This window comes from Mycobacterium sp. NPDC050441 (assembly GCF_040655355.1).
In the GTDB taxonomy this organism is placed as follows: Bacteria; Actinomycetota; Actinomycetes; order Mycobacteriales; family Mycobacteriaceae; genus Mycobacterium.
Genome location: NZ_JBFAJS010000004.1, coordinates 257,778 through 274,714, shown reverse-complemented (window position 1 = coordinate 274,714; position 16,937 = coordinate 257,778). Strand labels below are relative to the sequence as shown.

Sequence of the window (16,937 nt, the reverse complement as noted above, 5' to 3'; positions counted from 1 at the left end):
GTCCGCCGCGGCCCTCCGCAATGTCATGATGCGGTCGATGCTGGACAACCTCCTCCGCGCGGTATGCGTCGCGCTTCTCGTGGCCATCTCCGGACTGGGTCCATCCCCGGCGGCCCGCGCCGAGCTTCCGCCGGGATACGACACGCGATTCGACATCTGGCCGACCGCCGTCGACAAGGCGCTCTGCCGCCCCGGCGACCGGGTCGAGACCGGACTGCAAGGCGAGGTGCCGGTCGAGGACCGCGAGAACCACCGCAGCGCTCTCGGCTACAACTGCAACATCGACCTGGTGGGCCAGTACCAGGGCACCGGCGCCGGCATCACGAGTACTTCATACAAGAACTGCACCTACGTCGGGTCTACCTGGCCCTACACCAACGGCGTCCAGGTGATCGACGCATCCGATCCTGCCCACCCTGTCCAGGCCGATCTGCTCACCGAGCCGGCGATGGTCGGCGGAACGTGGGAGTCCCTGAAAGTACACGCGGGCCGGGGGTTGCTGGTCGGAACCGGTGTTCCCCTGTTGTTCGGCGGCGGCTACATCTCCATCTACGACATCTCACAGGACTGTCGGCACCCCCGGCTGCTCAACGAGGGCGCCGGTTCCCTTCCCGGCGTACGTATCCCGATGCTGACCCACGAGGGCAACTTCTCGCCCGACGGCAACACCTACTGGGCCGGGGGCATCATCTGGAACAGCGCGGTGGACATCACGGATCCGACCGCTCCGCATGTGGTGTGGAGCGCGCCAGTCGGCTGGGCCTCGCACGGCATGGGCTTCGCACCAGACGGGCGGACCATGTACATGTCGCAGTTCAGCGGATTGACGGTGCTCGACACCTCGGCTGTGCAGGACCGGGTAGCGCCTGATTTCACCATGCACCAACTGCTTCCGGCATACAGCCACAAAGCCTGGGTGGACGGGCAGGAAGCCCAGCACAGCGTCTACGTCACCTACCGAGGCGTACCGCACATCTTCACCATCGACGAACTCGGTTCCGGAGGCGTCAAACTGTTCGACGCCTCCGACCCCACTGACCTCAAGCTGCGCAACATCATCAAACTCGAGATCAATCTGCCCGAGAACATGGACAACTGGACGAGCAGCGGCGGATTCAACGGTGTCTTCGCCTACGACTCGCACTACTGCTCGGTGGACCGGCAAGACGATCCGACAGCTCTGGCCTGCGGATGGATCCAGTCGGGTATCCGGGTCTTCGACATCCGCGACCCCGAGCACATCAAGGAACTTGCCTACTTCAACCCACCGGCCCAGTCCGACAAGAAGTACGAAGACCTGCCCAATTCGATTCACGTCTACAATCTTTCGGTTCTTGCGACCCCGCCACTGACCGGAATCTTCGGAGTGGGGCGGGCTGCCCTCGACGGGAAGATCCAGCTTTCCGACATCGTGCTGGGCAACCGTCCGGGCTGGGGCCAGCCGGCCGATTTCTCCGCGGACTGGTGCATGTCACCGCCGGAGTTCCGGGGAAACCTGCTCTACGTCACGTGTTCGGACAACGGATTCATGACCCTGAAGCTGGACCCGACCGTCTACCCACCACGATGAGCGCTTCCGTACCCGCCCGAATATTCGGCACCGTCGTAGTCGCCGCCGCTGCCGCGTTCCTCGGCGCATTCGCCGAATCCCATCGGCACGGCAGCGCGCCGCCACTGATGTCTGAGGCCGACGTGACCTTCTCGCAGATGATGATGACCCACCATCAGCAGGCGATCACTATCTGCGACCTGCTCAGTGCGGATGCCGCCCCCGAAATACGCACGCTCGCAGACCAAATCAGACTTCAGCAGCAAGCCGAGGTCGGCACCATGGTCGGGTGGTTGCAGCTGGCCGGTCAGCCCCTCAACCCCACGGCGCCAACAGCGGCCACCGGGCACGGCATGTCCCATCACCATGACACCGGACAGCCCACCGGCATGCAGATGGGAATGGCGTCATCCGATGAATTGGCCCGCCTTCAGCGCGCAACCGGCCGCGCCAACGAAGCCTTGTTTCTCCAATTGATGACCCGCCACCACCAGGGCGGCGCCGAGATGGCCTTTGACGAGACCCGCGATGGCTCCAACGAGGCGATCCGGCGTACCGCCCTGGCCATGGTCAGCGAGCAGACGCAGGAGATCCAGCTCATGGAGCACCTGATGAAATCGCGGGATGCCGCACCACTGCCCTATCCGTGAGGGTGGATCAGAGCGCGATCAGCTCGTCGATCTGGTTGATCGCCGACGAGGCTCCCTCGACCACACCCATGTCGAGCACTTGCTGAAGCGCCTCGGCGGACTCGAATGTGCTCACGTACACCGCGCGGGTACCGCCGTCGCGTTCGGTGAACGTGTAGACGTTCTTCGACGCCGGCAACTCCGGGTTCGGGTTGAAGTCCAGATCGGCGAAGCCGTCGACGAAGGAGAAGCCGGCCGGCTCGTTGACCGCAGTGATCTCCCAGTATCCGGCGTACTTGTCTCCCTCCGGGCCGGTCATGAAGTACGTCACGCGGCCACCGGGCGTGAGGTCGTGGTCGACCACTGTCGCCGGATAAGTCGGTGGCCCCCAGACCTTTTCGAGCTGGCGCGGGTCGGCATAGACCTGCCAGATTCGCTCCACGGGCGCGGCGAAGTCGGCGGTGATGCTCAGGGTCAGGGTGTCGAGATCGTGTTGGACATCGGTCACAGGCATGGTTCAGTCCTCCTCGGGATCGGATGCGATGAGTTCGTCGATACGTGCGATGCGACCACGCCAAACCTGTTCCAGCTCAGTCAACATGGACGCAACCGATCGCACGGCCTCCACGTCGCCGCTGGCCAGCTGCTCGCGGCCGACTCGACGCTTGGCGAGCAACCCGGCATTTTCCAGGACGGCGACGTGTTTTTGCACTGCGGCGAAGCTCATGTCGTACTTCGCCGCAAGCACGGAAACCGAGTGCTCCCCGGCCAGGACCCGGCGCATGATGTCACGCCTGGTCCGGTCGGCGAGCGCGTGGAACAGGGCGTCCGCCCGGTCCTCATCACTCTCAGCCACAGTCCAAATATACAACCAATTGGTTGTATGTTGTCAAGGCTTCGCCACCACCACCGTCAGACGACATGCAGACCCGTTGTCGTGCAACGTGATATGCCTAGCCGGCACCCCTGGTGGCCATCGCGGCTTGCATGGCCGCGCCGTCGACATAGGACTGCTTGCTGGTGACCAGCCCCTCTTCGACGGACACGACGTCCACCAGGTCTATCTCGACGGGCACGCCGGTGGGCGTCGTTCCCGTCATCTTCCACTCGGCCACCCAGTAGTCCTCGCCCACCCGCAAGGACACGGGCTCAAAGCCCAGGTCGGGCACAAGTTCAAAGACCCGGGCCGCCGCTTGCCGAATCTCCTCGTGCCCTCGCGCGGGCTCCTGCCCCGCGTGCACGTGAAACACTGAGCCTGCGCTGTGCAGACGTGCGATGGCATCGGGATCGTGCCCCACCCAGGCAGCGTGGTAGCGCTCGAACAGGGTCTCGGTAGCCTCGTTCACGAATCCTCCTCAATCGTCGGTGCACTTCTGGGCAGCGGAGCCATTCCGGTGGGTCAGCTCCCGGTCTCGGGTGCTCGACAGATAGCGTTCGGTATGGCGGAAAAAAGTCTCAGCGAACGGGCGCAGCGTCGTCGGATGCGGACGGCCGGCCCGATCATGGACGCCGCCGAGCGACTGTTCGCCGTCAAGGGGTTGACGAGAACGACCGTCGACGAGATCGCCACCGCGGCCGATGTTTCGGTCGGAACCGTCTACTTCCATTTCGAGTCGAAGGACGGGTTGTATCTCGCGCTCGTCGAGCGCGCGCTCGACGTCAACGAGGAGTACATGGCCCGGATCGACCGTGATCTCGGGCCGTTCGATCGCGTGCTGCAATCCGGGGACTGCTACCTGCGCTTCTTCCTCGACCATCCGGACAAGTTCAGGATCGTCGTACTGCGCGTGCTGGAGCCGGCAAGCGGCGGGACGCTCGAAGATGCCGAGCAGCGGATCGCAGCCAGAGTGAGGCGGATTGTCGGCAACGTCGAGGCCGACCTCGCCGAGGCGCGCGACGCCGGACTGATTCGCGACGTCGACGTGCCCACGACGATGCAGTTTCTCTGGGGAGCCTGGAACGGCGTGATCGCGCTCGCGTTGCGCCAAGATGACCTCGCCCTCAGCTTCACTCAACTTGAGCATTGCCTGGAACTCGGTCGCGATCTGGTTCGCGGTGCGCTGAAGGCATGAGGGTTACCCCCTCACATTTGCCATGTGGTGCCGGTACCAGCGTCTTCCGTGCCAGCGTTGATAGTTCCAGGTGACGCTGGCGAGCGCACCGCGCGAATGGAGCCAGTACCCGGCGGGTGGCTCGAGCGACGGTGTCCGACGCCCGATCTCGATCTCGCCCAGGACCACGCCTTCTCCCTCATCTGCACGGCGTTCGGCGACGATCACCCCGCTTGCGTCGGCGATGAGGGTCGAGCCCTCGAAGTGGCCCTCGTACGCGACGGGCAGCCAGGGCATCGGGCATTTCAGTTCGCCGGCATGTGCGGCGTGCAGGACGGGTGCCCCGACGTATTTCGCGAACGAGGCCGCAGCGGTCCGCGCGGTTGCGGAATTGTCGCGTTCCCACCGATCGAACACGGCGCGCGGATGCCACTCCGGAACCGACCACCACCCTGATCCGGTCATGACCAGATCGACGCGCGACCTCAGGCGACGAACGGTTCCAGTACGCATCAGCTCCCAACAGACGGCAGCACCGACCTGGTAGTCCCCGTTCGGGATCACTCCGTCGTCGTGCCCGCCAATGTAGAAAGCGTTCTCCCACATGGTCGGTAGATCTTTGTCATGTCGACCGAGCACGCCATTGGGCCCGGCAGCGACATAGGCGTTACGCACGTGTCCGTCCGGGTCGCGGCACAGGAACGAACCACCGACCAGTGCCTGATGCCGATGGGCGAGCGCGCAGAGCAACGCGGTGGCCTCTCCGTCCGGCGGCAGTGCAGCGTCTGTCAACTCGGCGACGAAACCGATGCCGGTCGTGAAGAATTCGGGCAGTGCGATGATCTTCGCTCCCGCGCGGCCGGCCTCGTCGGCGAGCCGTTCGCTCGCCGACAGGTTGGCGGAAACGTCTCCGAGGACGGCCTCGAGTTGTACCGCCGCCGCGAGGGTCTGCATGAACGTCACCATATACTGAACGGAACTACAAAAACTGAGGAATCATGCAATACTTGGAGCATGAAGGGCATCCCGCCTCGGTTTCTTCGTAGCCGGCGGGCGCCATGAGTCGGATCGATCAGCCGTTGACGCTGGCCTGCGGGCGGACACTGGCCAACCGGCTGATGAAGGCGGGGCTCAGCGAGCAGTTGAGCGATCGCGAGCACGCTCCCACGTTGCAGCTGGAGCACCTCTACGACCGTTGGGGGCGTAGCGGCTGCGGGTTGGTCGTCACCGGCAACGTGACAGTGGACCGGCTCCACCTGGCCGAGCCCCGCAACGTCGCGATCGAGGACGACCGCGATCGGGATCGGCTGTCGCGCTGGGCAAGCGCCGCGAAGCGGGGCGGCACGTGCGTTTGGGTGCAACTCAATCACCCTGGGCGCCAAGCTAACCCACTTGCCGGACGCACCCGCCCAGTCGCGCCGAGTGAGGTGGCGATCGCCATACCGGGCGCGCCACGTCCGCGCGCGCTGACCGGCGGCGAGATCGAAGCGACCGTACAGCGTTTCGCAACCGCGGCGGCGATCGTCAAGGACGCTGGGTTCGACGGCGTCCAAGTGCACGGCGCGCACGGCTACCTGATCTCGCAGTTTCTCTCCCCGCTGGCCAATCGGCGCAATGACGAATGGGGCGGCGATCTCGAACGCCGCATGCGCTTCCCGATCGAAGTGCTGCGCGCGGTCCGGGCAGCCGTCGGCGACGGGTTCCCAGTGGGAATCAAACTGAATTCAGCCGATTTCCAGCGCGGCGGCTTCACCGAGGACGAATCCGAGCGAGTCGTCGCCCGCCTCGCCGACGAGCAGGTCGATCTGATCGAGATCAGCGGCGGAACGTTCGAGCGGCCGGCGATGATGGGAACTGCCGCGCGGCAGAGCACTCGCGAGCGCGAGGCCTATTTCCTCACGTACGCCGAGCGGGTCCGCGCGCACGCCGGCACAGTGCCGCTCGCCGTCACCGGTGGCTTCCGGTCACGCGGCGCCATGGATCGAGCGCTCGCCGAAGGTACGTGCGACGTGGTGGGTATCGGCCGCCCGCTGTGCATCGACCCGGCGGCCGCCCGACATCTCCTTGACGACACCGGGCACTTCGCGGCCGCCGGGGCACCACGTATCGCGGCGCGGTCGCTGCTGGGCCGTGTCATCGACCTGCATGCCGCTGACGCACTGCTCGACGTGCAGTGGCATACCGACCAGATCCATCGGATCGCCAACGGTCTCGACCCCAATCCAGATCGACCGTGGTGGCTCAGCATCATGACGACCGTGCGCCGCAATGGCCTGGCCGCCATCCCACGCCCGCGACGAACGGCGTCGGCGAACCGAGATCGCTAACCCCAGTACGAGAAGCTGCACACCGGCTTGACCTCGGTCTTGTACGACACGAGTTTGTCGCCATCCATGATGATCGAGCAGCCGAGTGCTTCGCTCCCGCCATCGGCGGCAACCTCCGACTCCAGTTTCTCGTACACGGAGTACTTCTTCTCCCACGGCAGCGTCACATTCGACTCGGTTTGCTCCGCACCGCCGTTGATCCGATAGCGGATCGTCACCGGAGCGGTCCCGCCGGTGACCATCAGCACCGCCGTTCCGACCGGTGTGCCGGTCGGCTCCGCCGCCTTGGGCGACTCGGTCGTCGTGCGAGTCGGTGCGGACGTATCGCGCGAGGACGTCGTGGCGCTGGTGGTTTGCGCGACGGGTGTTCCCGTAGTCGTGCTGCATCCCGCGGCCAACACCACGGCCGACACCACACCAACAGCTACCCCGACGACACCCCTGAGTGAACGCATACCTGACCCTACGACGGGCGGGGCCGGGTCCGGATCGGAAATTCTGCAGCGCTCACCGGGCCGAACAAAACGCCTGAATGACATCGGCCGCTGTCATATATTGAGCCGGCATGTGTTCGCGGCGGCCGGCATTCCCGTCACCGGCGGATGCGAACAGCGTCGGGGAATGTCAAGGGGGACATCGATAATGGTGCACGATTCACGCTGCCCGGAAAACGCCGGACATCTACCGCTGCGGTACGGCCTGTCGGTCATAGCCGTCGGTATCGGCATCGGGATCGCGGGCACCAGCGCGCATACCGTGGCCTGGGCGGACCCCGGTACATCGGGCTCATCGGGCCAGTCGAGCCAATCGAGTGCAGGAACCAGTCACGGGCCCAAGAAGCCGGTCAGCCGGCGGCAAGGCACCCGTCCGAACCGGCCATCGTCGCCCACGAAGACCGACGACCAGAAACTCGACGACACAACAACCCCTGACGCCACGCGGTCGGACGACGAGACCTCGACCGGTCAGACCGCCACGGCAAAGCCGAATTCGACTACGCCGCAGCCGGAGTCGATCGCCGACTTCGTCCGTGGAAAACTACGCGACATCAAGCCGGACGCCCCGCTCCGGGCCATCGATATGGACGCCCCGCTCCGCGCCGACGGCACGCGACCGGCCAAGTCCGACTTCTCGCCACGAGCCACCGCGAAGCGCCTGGCCGCGATCACGCCGTCCGCGCTCCCGGACTCCGTGCCGTCGCGGGCGCAGGTGCCGGCCTTGGTGCAGGCACCGGCTCCGACGAACAAGGCCACCCTGCCGGATCTCACCGCGGTTGTTCGAACCGTCCCCGACATCACCGCGATGACGATCCCGCTGACCGCCAAGGTCGCCGCGGTCACCACCACGACCAAGACCACCCCAGAACCCCCCGAGCCGCTGTCGCCGATCGCCAAGATCGCGGAGCTGCCCGGCCGCATCGTCAACACGGTGCTGCAGGTGCTGGACATCACCAGCTCCGCCAACGGCCCGAAGAGCCCGATCAACTTCGCGCCGATCAACGATGCCCTCTTCGCGGCGTTCCGAGAGATCGAAGGTCAGCTGGGGCTGACCAAAACTCCTGCCGTGCAACCGGTGCCGCCCACCATGACCTACAACGGGCCCACCACCGGCAAGACCCCGACGGTGTCGCAGTTCCTCAACGCCGCGACCGCCGCGTACGTGTGGGGCGGCACCCCGGGCGACCTGAAACCGTTCGTGGTCAACGGCAAACAGATGGAATCGACCAATGTGCTGACGGGCATGTCCGCCAAGACGTGGGTGACACCCGATGGCCAGATCATCATCGCCTACCAGGGCACGACGGGTGGCACGAACCTCCTGCACAACCCGCTGATCGCGGTCTCGCAGGTGATCGCCGATACGCAGGTGATCTTCACCGACACCCCACCACAGGCCTTCATCGACTCAGTGGCCTTCGAGCAGGAGGTCGAGGCCGCGGCCATCGCTCAGGGCTACCGCAAGGAAGACATCTTCGTCACCGGGCACTCGCTCGGCGGCTGGGAAGCCGCATACGTCGCGCAGCAGACGGGCGTGGGCGGCATCGGTTTTGAGAGCCCCGGCCTCAACTCCACGGTGCCGGGCAACGGCGCCGACTCCGGGTTCGTCAACGTCCTGACCTACGGCGACACCGCCGCCTATTTCTCCACCGATCTCCCCGGCCTGCAGCCGTTCATGCCGGAGTATGTGCCCGGCGGAGGAACCAAGCCGCACTACGGGTCGATCGTGATGATCGGCAATCCCGACGCCGCCATCCCGCTGATGAACTCGGCTGCGCTGTTGAACACCGGACCGATCGGTGCCGCCATCTTCGTCGCGGACATCCTGGTCAACTTCCTCCAGTACCACCTGCCCGGCGTCCAGGCCTACCACCTGGGCGTCACCCCGGACCCCGGCGTGGTGCCGTGGCTGGGAAACCCGTCGGGACCGGTCAACGCCGACTACGCCGACATGACGATTCCGGAACTGCAGAAGGCGGCTTCCGACGCGGGGACGCTGATCAGGCCGTAAGCGGCGTGCCGCTGATCCAGCCGGAGCGGCGTGCCGCTGATCAGGCAGTAGCGGACTCCCGCTGGATCTGTTCTGCGGCTTCCTGTTTGATCCGCTCGAACTGCGCGGCCATAGCTTCGGACAGAGCGGTCGCACCGGACAGCGGCCGGACCATCACCATGAAGTCGTCGATCTTGCCGTCGGCATCGTGGTGCAGGAAGTCGCACCCGGTGATCTTCTTGCCGTCCACCGTGGCCTCGAAGACCAGGGCATGGTCGTGACCCGAAGCGTCGGCGATCTCCCGGATGTACCGGAAGTCCTCGAACACCCGCATCACCGCGCGCAGGATCGCAGCGGTGATCGGCTTGCCCGGATATGGCTTGAAGGCCACCGGACTGGTGAACACGACATTGTCGGCCAACAGTGCCTCGATCGCGGCCTCGTCACGGGCCTCCACGGCTTCCCGGAAAGGATGCATCTGAACCTCCATCACCCAAATTCATCGACTAGCCGCGATGCTAGGCGCGACACGTTCCCATAGTCAACATTTTGATTAATCACTTCGCTGCTAGCATCGGCTCATGGCCCTACGCGACGCAGTCCTGGCCGCCCTCCTCGACGGCGAAGCATCGGGCTATGACCTGGCGAAAGGGTTCGACGCGTCGGTCGCCAACTTCTGGATGGCGACGCCCCAGCAGCTCTACCGCGAGCTGGACCGCATGGCCGCTGATGGGCTGATCGCGGCCCGACTCGTCGAGCAGGACCGGCGGCCGAACAAGCGCCTGTACTCGCTGACCGACGCAGGGCGGCAGGCGCTGCTCGAGTTCACCGAGGTGCCGCCGAAACCTGGGGCGATCCGCGAAGACCTCCTGGTACAGATCCAGGCAGTGGATTCCGGCAACATCGAAGCCGTCCGCGACTCGCTCACCGAACGCCTGCAATGGGCTACCGCGAAAATCGCGCGCTACCGGCGAACGCAGGACCACCTTCTGGCCGGGCGTACCGAGGACGTCTACCTGGCCGAGGCCGAGCGCATCGGCCCCTACCTGACCCTGCTGCGGGGAATCCGCTTCGAGGAAGAGAACATCGACTGGGCGGGCCATGCGCTGAAGGTCATCGAACAGCGACTGGCCGCGGGGGACCGACCTCCTCGATGACGGTCTCCTGCGGATCGGTGACCCACGCGCTGAACACCGGTACGCCGCGCCAGGCCGCCGGCCCGTCCGAGCGGTCCGCACAGGCCAGGACCGCGTACGGGCGGTTGAACCGGATCTCGATCCGGCGCACCAACACCTCATGGAACTGCGGCACGGATCCGGCGACCATGCCGATCGCCGTCACCGCCGCCGCCTTGAAACCTTCTCTCGTATAAGAAGCGACAGCCGACTGCCTGGCGCCGAACTCCACCGGCAGGTCCTCGGGCCTCGCGAAGCCGCTGAGCGTGTCGAACACCTCGGGTACCCCGGGTGCACTCTTCAAGTCGTGATCACTCGTCGCCGACCAGGCCGGCAGGTAACTACTCCACTCGGCATAGACGCCCGGGCCCCCGACCCGGCGTTCGCGTCGCTCGGTCACCGTCCACGCGTGCCCGTCGACCAGGTCCTCGACCGGTACCCGCCGCGCGGCGCGACCATCGCCCCGCAGCATCGCCGCCACCTGATGTGCGGCGGTGTCCACATCCTGGGGCCCGACCTCGGGCGCGGCGATCACGCTGAAGACATCGAGCGCCGACGACGAGGGCGGAGCAGCCACCGCGACCAGACCGGCGGCATCGGTCTCGACGATCAGCTGGATTCCATCCCGGAACGTCAACGCCGCGCCGATCACTTCGCCGAAGGCCCCGCCGAGTTCATTAGCGGTACCCAGCGGTTGCGCCCAGCCGATGTCGGTGGCGAGCGCGGAGGCGAGCACCAACCTGGTCAATTCGTCGAGCTGAAGCGGGAATTGGTTGATCAATCCGTTCGAGCCGGCCCCCGCCCAGGCATTGGCCTGCGCCTGATCAGGCACCGGACCCCGCGCCACCACATCGGGCAAGGTCCGCACCCAGTCGTCGAACGCCGGCCCGAGCTTGCGGTCCCACACTGCGGCGAGCGCGGACACCGCCGGGTGCGGGTCGCTCAACAGGGCGGCGGCCCGGGCGGCGGCGTCATCGACGGTCGTGCCGAGCGCGGCCTCGAGATCGCACCGGGCAGTCCCCTCTGCGGCCGGCCCCACCAACGCCAACAACAGCCAGAGGCCCAGCGGTGAGGCCACCGCGTGCCTGCCGAGCAATGACGGGTTGAGCCGGGCCGCATAGGCAGACACCAACTCGGGGTTACTCACGCCAGACATGGCCGAACCTTATCTGCGGAGGTCCTCCCGGATACGCACCGATGTGGCTCGCGGCGGTCGCCAGACGTTAGTGTGTTTCGTCGGCTTCAGCGAACAAGCCGATAGAAAAGTTGAGCAAATCCATGACCGCAGCACCAGAAGCATCGGCGCTCGAAGCCCGCGTCGGCCACTACTACGAGGCGGACGGCCTCTACTTGGTCGGCCGCGAGAAGGTGCGCGAGTACGCCCGTGCCGTGCAGGACTACCACCCCGCACACTGGGACGTCGACGCCGCGGCGAAGCTGGGGTACTCCGGACTGGTCGCGCCGCTGACCTTCACGTCGACCCCGGCCATGGCCTGCAATCGGCGCATGTTCGAATCGGTGGTCGTCGGGTACGACACCTACCTCCAGACCGAGGAAGTCTTCGAGCAGCACCGGCCGATCGTGGCCGGCGACGAGCTGAAGATCGACATCGAACTGACGTCGGTCCGCAGGATCGCCGGCCGCGACTTGATCACCGTCACCAACACCTTCACCGACACTGCCGGCGAGCGGGTCCACACGCTGCACACCACCGTCGTCGGCGTCACCGCCGACGACATCAACCCGGCGACGATGACCGCCGTCCAGAACGCCATGATGCACGACGTTGACTTATCCGGAGTGGGCGCATCCGACGCCGATTACCAGAAGACCGTGCGCCCCGAAGAGGCGGCGCAGATCTCCGAGGCGGGCCTCACCCGCACGCCCGGGACACTGTCCTTCGATGACCTGAAGGTCGGCGACGAGCTCGGGGTGCACCACACCCGACTGTCCCGCGGCGACCTGGTGAACTATGCCGGCGTGGCCGGCGATGCCAACCCCATCCACTGGGACGAGGACATCGCCAAGCTCGCCGGACTGCCCGATGTGATCGCCCACGGCATGCTCACCATGGGGCTGGGTGCCGGGTTCATCTCCGCATGGTCGGGCGACCCCGGTGCCGTTACCCGCTACGCGGTGCGGTTGTCCCAGCCGGCGATCGTGTCGGCCAAGGAGGGCTGCGATATCGAGTTCAGCGGAAAGATCAAGTCTCTGGACCCCGAGACCCGTACCGGCGTCGTCTTGCTCGCGGCGAAGTCCGATGGCAAGAAGATCTTCGGCCTGGCGACACTGAACATCTGCTTCCGCTGACAGCCGGACGCTACGCCGGTCCGGACACGCACCCGCGCCACGTGATCGGACCGACAATACCGTCGGTATCGAAGCCCTGGCTGAGCTGAAACTCCCGAACGGCCTGTTCGGTGAGGGGGCCGAAGTCTCCGTCGACGGCGATCGGCGCAGCCTGACGCAGGTTCATCCGGACCTGCACGCCCTTGACGGCCTCGCCCTTACTACCGCGGCGGACGGTGATGAACAACCGAGTCCAGGTCACTGGTCCCACGATGCCGTCGACGACGATGCCCTGGTTGCCCTGGAACCGGCGCACAGCCTGTTCAGTGATCGGACCGAAGATGCCGTCGGCCAACAGGGCGAACCGCCTCGCGCGCAACAGATGCTGCAGGATCTTGACGAAGGGTCCGTCCTCGCCGCGGTTCAGTTCGATGATCTCGGGCTGCTGACCGGGCTCGTCCCCGAGCGGGTTGAGTAGGTCGGCGCGACCCTCGAAGGCGAACAGCAACAGATCGACCATCCGGAAGGTCAGCGGGTCGGGACCCAGAGTTGGACGCCAATGAGGGTCTCGCACAATGGAATACGTACTGCCTTCCATGGCTCGATGGAAGGTCTCGGCCACGATGCGGCCCCCCACTCCGGTGAGCCGACCACCGTTGAGCTCGGCTTCGCGCAGAATGTACGGCCACAACGGTGTGTTGTCGATGAACTCGGTGCGCAGGCCGGGAGCCAGCCCGGTGAAGTCGACTCCCCCGCCGTCACCCTCCACAATATGCTTCTCGCTCAACTCGGTGACACCGACGAATTTCGCCATCTGCTGGCCACTGGCGAGTTTCACCATGTTGCCCCGGATGAGGTTACGGAAGGCGAGATTGGCGTGCAGCGGCGGGAATTGGGCATTCGCCTCGCCGAACGAGCCGGCCGGCAGGTGAGCCAGGGGATCGGTGAGCCGGGTGTCGATGTTGCGTGCCTTGTTGAACCTGGCTGCTTGGACAACCAGGTCGGGGCGCCCGGCCTCGGCGAAGTCGTACAGCCGGCGGAAGTCGGCAATCCAGTTGGACGGCAACGGGAACTGGCCGGTCAGCGAACCACTGGTACCCGAGAAATTGAACAGGAACCCCAAGGTTCCGCCACCGTTGTCGAAGATCCGATTCCAGTTGTACGCATCTCGAACCATGCTGTGGCCGAGCCGAAATGCCGCGACCGAGAATTCGATGGGCATGGTCGGAGCATCCCCTGGTACCACCGACGTCTCGAAGAGGGTGCGACCGTTGGTGAATACGTCCTCGACGATCCCGGGGTCGACGATCCGCGGCAGGTAGTCGGTGCGCAGCATCCACTGGTAGTGCTTGACCACCCGCTCTTGAGCTGCCTCGAACATCGCCGCCACCGGCCCGGGGGCAATCGTGCCCACCACCCGGTTGTGGAACCTGATGAAGGCGAGATGCGTCTGGGCCACGACCAGGTTCTCGTCGTTTCGGGGGTCGGGAATCAGCGCGGCGCTCTGCTGCGGGTCCCGTGGCAAATCGTGCCCATCGAAGGCGGGCAGGTCGCCGATGGCCGCGGTGGTGCCCATCTTCAGATGCAGTCCATCGGTGTAGAACTGCGGATCGACAGCAGGCCCATGGCCATACAGCGAGTCGAGATCGAGTGCCGGAGAACGCCCCTGGACGAGCTCATCCACGGTCACATCCGATCCGAGGTCACCCACGGTCTTGTCCCTGGTCAGATCGTGGTCGACGAACTGACCCAGGTAGGTGAATCCCGCTGGGATCTCACCATCGGTATCGGCCGCCGCCGCGGTGATCGCCCCGGACAGCGCCGTCACGAGTTCCACACTCGCCGGTACACCCGGCGGACCGATGCGCGAGAACCGGAACTGTCTGAGCTCGTCCACATCCGAAAGATGCGGCACCGGATCCGCTCCTGCGATCGACGCCGTCTCAGCGGCGTTCTCGGCCGACAGGATGCCCTCCCCTACGACGAAAAAGCTGTCTCTTCCGTGTCGCATGACTTCTCCCCCATCACGTGCCGTGTACGTGAAGGCAAGTCAATCGGCGTCGCGGCGGAAAGTCGTGAGTACCGCACTACCTGTGTTCGAGATTCACCCCAGGCGTGACTGCAGGACGGACAGTCCGGGACCCGACAGACGGTCGAATGCGACGGTGCGCCCGCACACCGCCAGCATGACCGCGACGCCAGGACCGGCAACGGCCTCGCCCTCACCCCACGTTCGCCCGGTGTCGTCGTCGTGCAACTCGATACCGCGGAGGCGTCGGCGCGGGAAGAATCCGAATTGTGTTGGGCTGGTGAGGAAATCGAGAACCCGTGCGACGTGCTGCGGATCGGGCTGATGCGGAATTCCCAGAGGTATGCGCATGTCAGCACCGTGCACCAACACATCCGTCAGGCCCGACAACGGACCGGTGATGGGCGGGCTGAGTCGATAGTCGGCCCGACGGCGGAGCGTCTCGGCGATCTCGCTCGGTGAAGCCTCTGCCCGGCGGCGGGCCAGCGCGTCGATGCCGCGGTCGATGTTGCCATGGCAGACACCGCTGGCCAGAAACCCCCAGAACCCGTCGGTGAAATCGCTGACCAGATGAGCCGCAACGGTCTTGACATCCCAGCCGGCGCACAGGCTCGGTGTGGCCAACTGGGCTGCATCCAGTCCTTCGACCAACGCAGCGATCGACCGGCGCTCGTCGGCCACCACCGCGAACACCCGCTCCCGTTCCTCCCGGCTCAACCGCATTGATCGGTCGGTTCAGCCCGGGACGCCGGCCTTGAACGAGGCCAGCGCTTCGGTGCTCAGCCGGGCAAGTTCCCCGGCCTCGGCCGGATCGAGAGTGGCTTCAAAGATCTCGACCATCCGCCGGTTGGTCGCCTGCTCGATCGCGGCGTATCGGTCCTTCTTGTCTTCACAGTCGGCGAACGGTTCGGGCCAACCGAACATCGCGGTGTACTGCGGCCCCTTGTTGAGCATGTGCGCCTCCACCGGGGCGATGCCCGAGATCGTGAGGGCGTTGAAGTGCACGCCCGCCCGCAGTTCGCGGAGTACGAACATCACCTGCAGCGCCCGCGCCGGGGCGTCGTCGGCCAACGGCATCGCGCGCCACCCCGCGAACAGGGGCAGCCCCGCGATCGGCGTCGCGGCGATGATCTTCTCGCCCAACTCGGAGATACGATCCAGCCCCGGGACACCGGCCAGGTACTTGCGTCCGAACTCGGCGGCCTGCTCCCAATACTGTTGTGCTGCACCGACAGCGCCCCGCACCGCGACACCTTCATCCCACATCGCGGCGAGGCCGGTCGGTTCGAACACTGCGAAAACGGCGCTGACCGTGGCGCCGGTGGCCTCACCGAGGACTCCGCCGCGGCCGGCGACATACCCCGCCAACGGGTTCTGGTAGCCGGCGGCGATGCTGGCGCCGAAGTTCTCCGGATGCAGCATGAAGATCGCGACTGCCTGCTCCATCGCGGTACCGGTGGCGGCGGCAGCGTTCAGCATGTCGGTGTTGGTCATGACAGTGATTCCTCCTGGTGCATTATCGGGCGAGATCCCATTGGCCGTAATCGGCTGCGAGAACGTCGTTCACGTCAACATGAATACCGTCGATCACGAAACCCGGATCGGACGCCGTCACTACTTCCCGCTGGAACAGCACGGCAGCCGGCTCACGCTCACCCCGCGACCATGCCTTCGTCTGCCAGGCCCAGCGGTGCCCAGGGCTGCTCGAGGAGCCGACCACGCCGTCAGCGATCGCCCAGCCACATTGACGGCGGCCGCCGTAGATTCCGGTGCGGGCCACCCCCAGGACCGAGTTGATTCCCCGAAACCATTGGACTGCCGGGCTTTTCCACGTCGCAGCGTCGATATCCTCATCGACGCTGAAAAAGATCGGCGCGGATGCCGGACCGCCGGCCGCGGCATGAAGCCCCAACGCGGTCTGGGCGTCAGCCACTCCGCCGTCGTAGCCGCGGGTGAAGTCCGACGGCGTCGGCCACCCCGGCTTGCCGAACTGATAGCAGCTGACGATCTGCAGGCCTGTCGCCCGGAGCCGGTCGGCATAGTCACGGGTGACGGGCTTGAAATCGAACGTGGCGCCGGGCCGTAGTTCGGATACGTACACCAACGCCCCGCCGAACCCGGCGGACTTGATCTGTTCGGGCTGGACGAGCCGGTCGGCGAAATCGACCAGTTGCAGACCGTCGGCGGAGGCCGTCGGTGTACCGGCTGATGCGGCCAACGCACCCGGGACGGCCAGCGCAGGGGCGAGCACAGCGGCATATCTGAGGACTTCACGCCGTGAAGCGGATGGCGTCACGAAAGGAAGCGTATCCCCTGCTGCATTGGGTGAGTGTCACGGCGTTGGGGCCAGAACTGCTCCGTACCGCGGGCAGATGAACCACAATGTGTTCACTCAGTTGGC

The 16,937-nt window shown here is 65.7% G+C and carries 18 protein-coding genes; 7 read left to right on the top strand and 11 right to left on the bottom strand.

Annotation, left to right across the window (positions count from 1 at the left end):
- The first annotated feature begins 37 nt into the window (after nucleotides 1-37).
- Entirely contained in the window at nucleotides 38-1,570 is a 1,533-nt protein-coding gene (locus AB0I14_RS14190) for a hypothetical protein (RefSeq protein ID WP_358022000.1), read from the top strand.
- Complete coding sequence (locus AB0I14_RS14185; protein WP_358021997.1) at nucleotides 1,567-2,199, top strand: DUF305 domain-containing protein; 633 nt, start codon at nucleotides 1,567-1,569, stop codon at nucleotides 2,197-2,199. Before AB0I14_RS14190 ends, AB0I14_RS14185 begins: the two co-directional genes overlap by 4 nt.
- Nucleotides 2,200-2,206: 7 nt before the next feature.
- Here AB0I14_RS14185 and AB0I14_RS14180 read toward each other — a convergent pair whose 3' ends face one another.
- The 3 genes from AB0I14_RS14180 to AB0I14_RS14170 form a co-directional block, all read right to left on the bottom strand.
- A complete protein-coding gene (locus AB0I14_RS14180; protein ID WP_358021994.1) occupies nucleotides 2,207-2,692 on the bottom strand; it encodes an SRPBCC domain-containing protein in 486 nt (161 codons plus the stop codon).
- A gap of 3 nt (nucleotides 2,693-2,695) precedes the next feature.
- The gene (locus tag AB0I14_RS14175; protein WP_358021991.1) at nucleotides 2,696-3,034 is read right to left on the bottom strand and encodes a metalloregulator ArsR/SmtB family transcription factor; all 339 of its coding nucleotides are present in this window, start codon (nucleotides 3,032-3,034) and stop codon (nucleotides 2,696-2,698) included.
- A gap of 97 nt (nucleotides 3,035-3,131) precedes the next feature.
- Nucleotides 3,132-3,524 (bottom strand): nuclear transport factor 2 family protein, encoded by a 393-nt coding sequence (locus AB0I14_RS14170; protein ID WP_358021989.1) that lies wholly within the window; start codon nucleotides 3,522-3,524, stop codon nucleotides 3,132-3,134.
- Between the two features lie 48 nt (nucleotides 3,525-3,572).
- Between AB0I14_RS14170 and AB0I14_RS14165 the strand changes: the two genes are divergently transcribed.
- Nucleotides 3,573-4,250: a TetR/AcrR family transcriptional regulator gene (locus AB0I14_RS14165; RefSeq protein WP_358021986.1), complete on the top strand. Its 678-nt coding sequence runs from the start codon at nucleotides 3,573-3,575 to the stop codon at nucleotides 4,248-4,250.
- Nucleotides 4,251-4,253: 3 nt separating this feature from the next.
- Here the strand turns inward: AB0I14_RS14165 and AB0I14_RS14160 are convergent, their stop codons facing one another.
- The gene (locus AB0I14_RS14160) at nucleotides 4,254-5,183 is read right to left on the bottom strand and encodes a carbon-nitrogen hydrolase family protein (protein WP_358021984.1); all 930 of its coding nucleotides are present in this window, start codon (nucleotides 5,181-5,183) and stop codon (nucleotides 4,254-4,256) included.
- Between the two features lie 104 nt (nucleotides 5,184-5,287).
- On the opposite strand from AB0I14_RS14160, the gene AB0I14_RS14155 reads away from it, so the two are divergent.
- Entirely contained in the window at nucleotides 5,288-6,556 is a 1,269-nt protein-coding gene (locus AB0I14_RS14155; RefSeq protein WP_358021981.1) for an NADH:flavin oxidoreductase/NADH oxidase family protein, read from the top strand.
- On the opposite strand, the gene AB0I14_RS14150 is transcribed toward AB0I14_RS14155, so the two are convergent.
- Nucleotides 6,553-7,011, bottom strand: a complete 459-nt coding sequence (locus AB0I14_RS14150) for a hypothetical protein (protein ID WP_358021978.1) — start codon at nucleotides 7,009-7,011, stop codon at nucleotides 6,553-6,555. The genes AB0I14_RS14155 and AB0I14_RS14150 overlap by 4 nt on opposite strands.
- A 187-nt stretch (nucleotides 7,012-7,198) precedes the next feature.
- Between AB0I14_RS14150 and AB0I14_RS14145 the strand changes: the two genes are divergently transcribed.
- On the top strand, nucleotides 7,199-9,064 hold the full coding sequence (locus AB0I14_RS14145) for a hypothetical protein (RefSeq protein ID WP_358021976.1): 1,866 nt from the start codon (nucleotides 7,199-7,201) through the stop codon (nucleotides 9,062-9,064).
- Between the two features lie 40 nt (nucleotides 9,065-9,104).
- Here the strand turns inward: AB0I14_RS14145 and AB0I14_RS14140 are convergent, their stop codons facing one another.
- Nucleotides 9,105-9,521 (bottom strand): nuclear transport factor 2 family protein, encoded by a 417-nt coding sequence (locus tag AB0I14_RS14140; protein ID WP_358021973.1) that lies wholly within the window; start codon nucleotides 9,519-9,521, stop codon nucleotides 9,105-9,107.
- Between the two features lie 103 nt (nucleotides 9,522-9,624).
- On the opposite strand from AB0I14_RS14140, the gene AB0I14_RS14135 reads away from it, so the two are divergent.
- A complete protein-coding gene (locus AB0I14_RS14135; protein ID WP_358021970.1) occupies nucleotides 9,625-10,200 on the top strand; it encodes a PadR family transcriptional regulator in 576 nt (191 codons plus the stop codon).
- Here AB0I14_RS14135 and AB0I14_RS14130 read toward each other — a convergent pair.
- The gene (locus tag AB0I14_RS14130) at nucleotides 10,157-11,374 is read right to left on the bottom strand and encodes a hypothetical protein (RefSeq protein ID WP_358022904.1); all 1,218 of its coding nucleotides are present in this window, start codon (nucleotides 11,372-11,374) and stop codon (nucleotides 10,157-10,159) included. The two genes, AB0I14_RS14135 and AB0I14_RS14130, sit on opposite strands and share 44 nt — an antisense overlap.
- Before the next feature lie 122 nt (nucleotides 11,375-11,496).
- Between AB0I14_RS14130 and AB0I14_RS14125 the strand changes: the two genes are divergently transcribed.
- Nucleotides 11,497-12,528, top strand: coding sequence for a fused (3R)-hydroxyacyl-ACP dehydratase subunits HadA/HadB (locus tag AB0I14_RS14125; RefSeq protein ID WP_358021967.1), 1,032 nt, complete (start codon nucleotides 11,497-11,499; stop codon nucleotides 12,526-12,528).
- A gap of 10 nt (nucleotides 12,529-12,538) precedes the next feature.
- On the opposite strand, the gene AB0I14_RS14120 is transcribed toward AB0I14_RS14125, so the two are convergent.
- The 4 genes from AB0I14_RS14120 to AB0I14_RS14105 form a co-directional block, all read right to left on the bottom strand.
- Nucleotides 12,539-14,518, bottom strand: a complete 1,980-nt coding sequence (locus AB0I14_RS14120) for a peptidoglycan-binding protein (protein ID WP_358021964.1) — start codon at nucleotides 14,516-14,518, stop codon at nucleotides 12,539-12,541.
- Between the two features lie 93 nt (nucleotides 14,519-14,611).
- The gene (locus AB0I14_RS14115) at nucleotides 14,612-15,259 is read right to left on the bottom strand and encodes a maleylpyruvate isomerase family mycothiol-dependent enzyme (protein ID WP_358021961.1); all 648 of its coding nucleotides are present in this window, start codon (nucleotides 15,257-15,259) and stop codon (nucleotides 14,612-14,614) included.
- Nucleotides 15,260-15,271: 12 nt separating this feature from the next.
- Nucleotides 15,272-16,030 (bottom strand): evbL, encoded by a 759-nt coding sequence (locus AB0I14_RS14110; protein ID WP_358021958.1) that lies wholly within the window; start codon nucleotides 16,028-16,030, stop codon nucleotides 15,272-15,274.
- A gap of 22 nt (nucleotides 16,031-16,052) precedes the next feature.
- The gene (locus AB0I14_RS14105; protein WP_358021955.1) at nucleotides 16,053-16,832 is read right to left on the bottom strand and encodes a DUF1906 domain-containing protein; all 780 of its coding nucleotides are present in this window, start codon (nucleotides 16,830-16,832) and stop codon (nucleotides 16,053-16,055) included.
- Between the last annotated feature and the right edge of the window lie 105 nt (nucleotides 16,833-16,937).

Coding starts and splice junctions, on each gene's coding strand:
- AB0I14_RS14190 (WP_358022000.1), top strand. CDS start 38: ATGCTGGACAACCTCCTCCGCGCGGTATGCGTCGCGCTTCTCGTGGCC.
- AB0I14_RS14185 (WP_358021997.1), top strand. CDS start 1,567: ATGAGCGCTTCCGTACCCGCCCGAATATTCGGCACCGTCGTAGTCGCC.
- AB0I14_RS14180 (WP_358021994.1), bottom strand. CDS start 2,692: ATGCCTGTGACCGATGTCCAACACGATCTCGACACCCTGACCCTGAGC.
- AB0I14_RS14160 (WP_358021984.1), bottom strand. CDS start 5,183: ATGCAGACCCTCGCGGCGGCGGTACAACTCGAGGCCGTCCTCGGAGAC.
- AB0I14_RS14155 (WP_358021981.1), top strand. CDS start 5,288: ATGAGTCGGATCGATCAGCCGTTGACGCTGGCCTGCGGGCGGACACTG.
- AB0I14_RS14150 (WP_358021978.1), bottom strand. CDS start 7,011: ATGCGTTCACTCAGGGGTGTCGTCGGGGTAGCTGTTGGTGTGGTGTCG.
- AB0I14_RS14145 (WP_358021976.1), top strand. CDS start 7,199: ATGGTGCACGATTCACGCTGCCCGGAAAACGCCGGACATCTACCGCTG.
- AB0I14_RS14140 (WP_358021973.1), bottom strand. CDS start 9,521: ATGCATCCTTTCCGGGAAGCCGTGGAGGCCCGTGACGAGGCCGCGATC.
- AB0I14_RS14135 (WP_358021970.1), top strand. CDS start 9,625: ATGGCCCTACGCGACGCAGTCCTGGCCGCCCTCCTCGACGGCGAAGCA.
- AB0I14_RS14130 (WP_358022904.1), bottom strand. CDS start 11,374: ATGTCTGGCGTGAGTAACCCCGAGTTGGTGTCTGCCTATGCGGCCCGG.
- AB0I14_RS14125 (WP_358021967.1), top strand. CDS start 11,497: ATGACCGCAGCACCAGAAGCATCGGCGCTCGAAGCCCGCGTCGGCCAC.
- AB0I14_RS14120 (WP_358021964.1), bottom strand. CDS start 14,518: ATGCGACACGGAAGAGACAGCTTTTTCGTCGTAGGGGAGGGCATCCTG.
- AB0I14_RS14115 (WP_358021961.1), bottom strand. CDS start 15,259: ATGCGGTTGAGCCGGGAGGAACGGGAGCGGGTGTTCGCGGTGGTGGCC.
- AB0I14_RS14110 (WP_358021958.1), bottom strand. CDS start 16,030: ATGACCAACACCGACATGCTGAACGCTGCCGCCGCCACCGGTACCGCG.